Below are 4,684 nucleotides of genomic sequence, written 5' to 3' on the forward strand. Positions count from 1 at the left end.
TCCCGAGCCACCATCTTAAAATAGATAACAAGTAATTATTATTAAGCCGACTTAGCTCAATTGGTAGAGCAACTGACTTGTAATCAGTAGGTTGGGGGTTCAAGTCCTCTAGTCGGCACTCTTTAACCGGAGGGGTAGCGAAGTGGCTAAACGCGGCGGACTGTAAATCCGCTCCCTGTGGGTTCGGCGGTTCGAATCCGTCCCCCTCCACCATTTATAGGGGCATAGTTTAACGGTAGAATAGAGGTCTCCAAAACCTTTGGTGTGGGTTCGATTCCTACTGCCCCTGCCAAATAATACAATAATGGCGGTCGTGGCGAAGTGGTTAACGCATCGGATTGTGGTTCCGACACTCGTGGGTTCGATTCCCATCGGTCGCCCCATTTAAATTATTGTAACGATTTTTCAAGTGAGTAATATAGTTTATAGTAAATTGAATATAGTATATAAAGTTCTTAATTAATGGGCTATAGCCAAGCGGTAAGGCAACGGATTTTGATTCCGTCATGCCCTGGTTCGAATCCAGGTAGCCCAGCCATTTATGCGGAAGTAGTTCAGTGGTAGAATACAACCTTGCCAAGGTTGGGGTCGCGGGTTCGAACCCCGTCTTCCGCTCCAAATATGGCGGTATAGCCAAGTGGTAAGGCAGAGGTCTGCAAAACCTTTATCATCGGTTCAAATCCGGTTACCGCCTTTTAATTCACTTCTGCCGGGGTGGTGGAATGGCAGACACACAGGACTTAAAATCCTGCGGGGGTTGACCCCGTGCCGGTTCGAGTCCGGCCCTCGGTATCATTAAACCTCTTACTTTTGTAAGAGGTTTTTAATTACAGATTTGAATGGACAATTTGTCTTTCATATATTATAATTATTTTATAACTTTTTGGCGGTGTGGTGGAATGGCAGACACGCCTGACTCAAAATCAGGTATCTTCACGGATGTGCAGGTTCAAGTCCTGTCACCGCTATATAGAATTAAGGGAAGAGGATTTTGCAGAGATGCAGAATCCTTTTTTGTTTAGATAGTGGTAAGGAAAAGAATAGGCTTTTTAATTCTTCCTCTTCATTCAGCATTTTATAATTGTCTTCATTTGTATTAACGAACGATCAACATAAAGAAAGGCAGCGACTATAACAATGGTCGCTGCCTTTCTTAAGTGGCTATTCCTCATTAAGAAATACTATTCGTTACATTTTTACATACTTACGTTTTTGCTTAGCAGCAAGCCAATCAAATTGTTTTGGTTTTCTTTTATTTGCTAAAGTAACTACTAAGCCTGTTGTTGCTATTAGAAGGCTTGCAGCAGCTACTTTAATAGTAAATTGTTTTGCATCTTTTAATTTCTCATTATTGTATCGATCAAGTTCTTTAAGTGTATCCTGTGTAAAATCAATTCTCTCGTTTGTTTCTTCAATCAAACTACAGACACCTTCGAAACTTTCAACCAAAGGATTTTTTTCTTCATTTACCAAAGGATCTGTCATAGTTATTCTCCTCCTAAATTTAACCTATAAAGAAGAATTCTATGGGAAAATTCATTATACCTTCATTCAAATTTCTACAAATCTTTTAATATCCTCTATAATTAGTTAATTAATTAAAGTTCTGATGAATATTGATCTTTTTCTTATTCACGTCATCCGCTATTTTTTAAGTGCTATAATCATGTTAGAACTCTTTCGACAAAAATTGATTTTATTCTTGAATTTATGACATATTTATGATAAATTTAATTACAAGTTCATTAAAAACCTACTAAATACAGATTGCATTTGTATTAGTAGTAAAGCACTTATAATTTGATAACAACGCAGTGTATTGATTCATTCGAAGAACGATACATTGCGTTTTTTTATATTAAAAAGTCTATTATTAGAGGCTTTTGTGACATAATTAGATAAAGAAATAATTTTCTGACTAGAATAGAAAATATAATTTGTAAATTAACAGGCAGTTAGGTGATTCTTGTGAATATAAAAGAATTTCAAAAAGAATTGATTTCATATAGTAAAGAAATTGGAATAGATAAGATTGGATTTACGACTGTAGATCCATTTTTAACATTAAAAAATCGTCTATATAGGCAGCAGGAATTAAATTATCAATCGGGCTTTGAGACAAAGGATATTGAACGAAGAGTAGATGCCAGAAAAATTATGACAGAAGCTAATTCAATTCTTGCAATTGCGCTAGCTTATCCATCTAAATTGAAAAATCCTCCTAAAAGTAAAAAAGGATCTACAAGGGGGATTTTTTGTAGGGCTTCATGGGGGGAAGATTACCATGTAGTTGTAAAAAAGAAATTACTTCAGCTTGAGTCATTTATTTTATTACATTATCCAAATGCAAAGGTTCAGTCGATGGTCGATACCGGTGAGCTTGTAGATCGAGCTGTAGCTGAGCGAGCAGGTATAGGTTGGAGTGCTAAAAATTGTTCAATTATTACGCCAGAATTCGGTTCTTATGTGTATTTAGGGGAAATGATTACCTCATTACCTTTTGAACCAGATTCGCCTATTGAGGAACAGTGTGGAGAGTGTACAAAATGCCTTGATGTTTGTCCGACAAGTGCGATTGTTTCTCCAGGGCAATTAAATGCTAAAAATTGTATTGCTTTTTTAACACAATCAAAAGAGATGATTCCTGTTGAGTTTCGAAAAGAGTTGGGAAATCGTATATATGGGTGCGATACATGTCAGACAGTTTGTCCTAAAAATAAAGGAATTAATATTACTCATCATATTGAGATGGAACCTGATCCAGAAACTGTAAAACCTTTATTACGCTCTGTATTAAAGGTAAGTAACAGAGAGTTTAAAAGTCAGTTTGGCCAAATGTCTGGATCATGGAGAGGAAAGAATCCTATTCAGCGTAATGCCATCATTGCTTTAGCACATTTTAAAGATGAATCGGCATTAGATGATTTAAAGGAATTAGCGAAAAAAGATGCAAGACCAGTAATTAGAGGTACAGCTATTTGGGCTATTTTTGAGATTGAGGGAAAGAACAGTACACCATTTATTGAAAGTTGTTTGCAAAAAGAGCAAGACGAGATTGTATTAAATGAAATTAATGCTGTTCTATCAAAGTAAGCAATATTGAGTGGTATAATCTCTTATTTTTCAACATCGTATAGAATAAGAATATATGTTGAAAAGGGGGATTATCTTGTTTAATCGTGAACTTTTAGAGTGTTATTTAAAAGAACGATTACAACTTTATTTTGGTGAAGGACATCGAAGTCATCCTATTCAAGAAAAAGAATATCAGGCAATCAGACGTAAAGTTGAACTATATAATAAGCGTAATATTTCATTAGTGAAAGTATATGGAGATCTTGATGTAAACAATATTTGGACTGATCAGGACGTAACGTATATAAATTATACATTCCATACGCGATATTTTTTAAAGCAAACTGATTTATATTTTGAAGAGGATCAACATGAAAGACAGATCGCGATTGAAAATAATGAAATCTTATATGACATACCATTCCCAATTGATAATCAAGTTGAACATTTTGAACTTGAAGAAGACGATTTAGGTGAAAATGAATCATTGGATCGAAATAACAGATATAACCGATTTAATGCTGTTAAATATGCTGAAACCTGGTGGGATGGCCATAATAAAGAATATCCATTGTATGCAAATGATTGTACTAATTTTATATCTCAATGTTTAAGGGCTGGAGGCATTCGAATGGTTGGAATGCCAAAACCCGGGACAGGGTGGTGGTATAGAAATCATTCTAATAGTAGTTATAGCTGGAGAGTTGCTCACGCATTAAGAAGATTTTTACCTTCGCCTAAAACTGGAATTAAAGCAGAAGAGGTGCCTTCTCCAAAAGATCTTACATTGGGGGATATTATCGTATATGATTTCGAAGGTGATGGAGTATGGAATCATTGTACGATCGTTGTTGCTAAGGATGAAAATGGTGAACCTTTAGTGAATGCACATACTGTTAATAGCCGTAAAAGATATTGGTCATACTATGATTCTTCTGCTTTTACGGAGAATATTAAGTATAAGTTTTTTCACTTCGTTGATGACTTTTCTAACCCTCCAGTGGAATAATACCTTATTAATTACGAATTTGGTATAATATAAAGCATTGAAACAATATAGAGGTGAAAAAGATGGGAATACACGTTGTATTATATCAACCACAAATTCCAGCAAATACAGGAAATATTGCACGTACTTGTGCAGGAACAGATACAAGTTTGCATTTAATTCGTCCGTTAGGTTTTTCAACTGATGATAAAATGTTAAAAAGAGCTGGTCTTGATTATTGGGAGCATGTAGATATATATTATCATGATTCTTTAGACGATTTATTTGATAAATATAAAGACGGGAAATTTTACTTTATAACTAAATTTGGGGAAAAAACATATTCAAACTTTGATTATACAAATTTAGATGAAGAGATTTTCTTTGTATTTGGTAGAGAAACAACAGGGCTTCCGAAAGAGTTGATTGAAAAAAACATGGAAACTTGTTTACGTATACCAATGACAGATCATATTAGATCTCTAAATTTATCAAATACAGCTGCAATTTTAATTTACGAAGCTTTACGTCAGCAAGATTTCCGTGAGCTGTTAAAGGTAAAGGATTATTCTAAGTAATAAAAGTCACCATATAAATGGTGATTCAGACTGTTGACAAACG

At 34.8% G+C, this 4,684-nt stretch carries 4 protein-coding genes and 9 tRNA genes; 12 read left to right on the forward strand and 1 reads right to left on the reverse strand.

Annotated features, from left to right (window positions below; all coding sequences use genetic code 11):
• Positions 1-45: 45 nt before the first annotated feature.
• The 9 genes from COJ46_RS04920 (at position 46) to COJ46_RS04960 (ending at position 968) form a co-directional block, all read left to right on the forward strand.
• Positions 46-118 (forward strand) — tRNA-Thr (locus COJ46_RS04920).
• A 10-nt stretch (positions 119-128) separates the two neighbouring features.
• Positions 129-213, forward strand: a tRNA-Tyr gene (locus COJ46_RS04925).
• A 5-nt stretch (positions 214-218) separates the two neighbouring features.
• Positions 219-292 (forward strand) — tRNA-Trp (locus tag COJ46_RS04930).
• A 15-nt stretch (positions 293-307) separates the two neighbouring features.
• Positions 308-383 (forward strand) — tRNA-His (locus COJ46_RS04935).
• A gap of 80 nt (positions 384-463) precedes the next feature.
• A tRNA-Gln gene (locus COJ46_RS04940) sits at positions 464-538 on the forward strand.
• A gap of 5 nt (positions 539-543) precedes the next feature.
• Positions 544-618 (forward strand) — tRNA-Gly (locus tag COJ46_RS04945).
• Positions 619-623: 5 nt separating this feature from the next.
• Positions 624-694, forward strand: a tRNA-Cys gene (locus COJ46_RS04950).
• A gap of 14 nt (positions 695-708) precedes the next feature.
• A tRNA-Leu gene (locus COJ46_RS04955) sits at positions 709-792 on the forward strand.
• 93 nt (positions 793-885) lie between these two features.
• A tRNA-Leu gene (locus tag COJ46_RS04960) sits at positions 886-968 on the forward strand.
• A gap of 220 nt (positions 969-1,188) precedes the next feature.
• On the opposite strand, the gene COJ46_RS04965 is transcribed toward COJ46_RS04960, so the two are convergent.
• Positions 1,189-1,485: a hypothetical protein gene (locus tag COJ46_RS04965; RefSeq protein WP_097976860.1), complete on the reverse strand. Its 297-nt coding sequence runs from the start codon at positions 1,483-1,485 to the stop codon at positions 1,189-1,191.
• A gap of 483 nt (positions 1,486-1,968) precedes the next feature.
• Here COJ46_RS04965 and queG point away from each other — a divergent pair, with 483 nt between their 5' ends.
• The 3 genes from queG (at position 1,969) to trmL (ending at position 4,641) form a co-directional block, all read left to right on the forward strand.
• Positions 1,969-3,093 carry a tRNA epoxyqueuosine(34) reductase QueG gene (gene queG / locus COJ46_RS04970; protein WP_097976859.1) on the forward strand — a complete coding sequence of 375 codons (1,125 nt, stop codon included), beginning with the start codon at positions 1,969-1,971 and terminating at the stop codon, positions 3,091-3,093.
• 76 nt (positions 3,094-3,169) lie between these two features.
• The gene (locus COJ46_RS04975; protein ID WP_176522558.1) at positions 3,170-4,084 is read left to right on the forward strand and encodes an amidase domain-containing protein; all 915 of its coding nucleotides are present in this window, start codon (positions 3,170-3,172) and stop codon (positions 4,082-4,084) included.
• Positions 4,085-4,146: 62 nt separating this feature from the next.
• Entirely contained in the window at positions 4,147-4,641 is a 495-nt protein-coding gene (gene trmL, locus COJ46_RS04980; RefSeq protein WP_097976855.1) for a tRNA (uridine(34)/cytosine(34)/5-carboxymethylaminomethyluridine(34)-2'-O)-methyltransferase TrmL, read from the forward strand.
• The last annotated feature ends 43 nt before the right edge of the window (positions 4,642-4,684 follow it).

The sequence above is a fragment of the Bacillus sp. AFS077874 genome (genome assembly GCF_002566505.1).
In the GTDB taxonomy this organism is placed as follows: domain Bacteria; phylum Bacillota; class Bacilli; order Bacillales; family Bacillaceae_G; genus Gottfriedia.

Bases quoted from the DNA above. Each gene is read 5' to 3' on its own strand.
- COJ46_RS04965 (WP_097976860.1), bottom strand. From the start codon at position 1,485: ATGACAGATCCTTTGGTAAATGAAGAAAAAAATCCTTTGGTTGAAAGT.
- trmL (WP_097976855.1), top strand. From the start codon at position 4,147: ATGGGAATACACGTTGTATTATATCAACCACAAATTCCAGCAAATACA.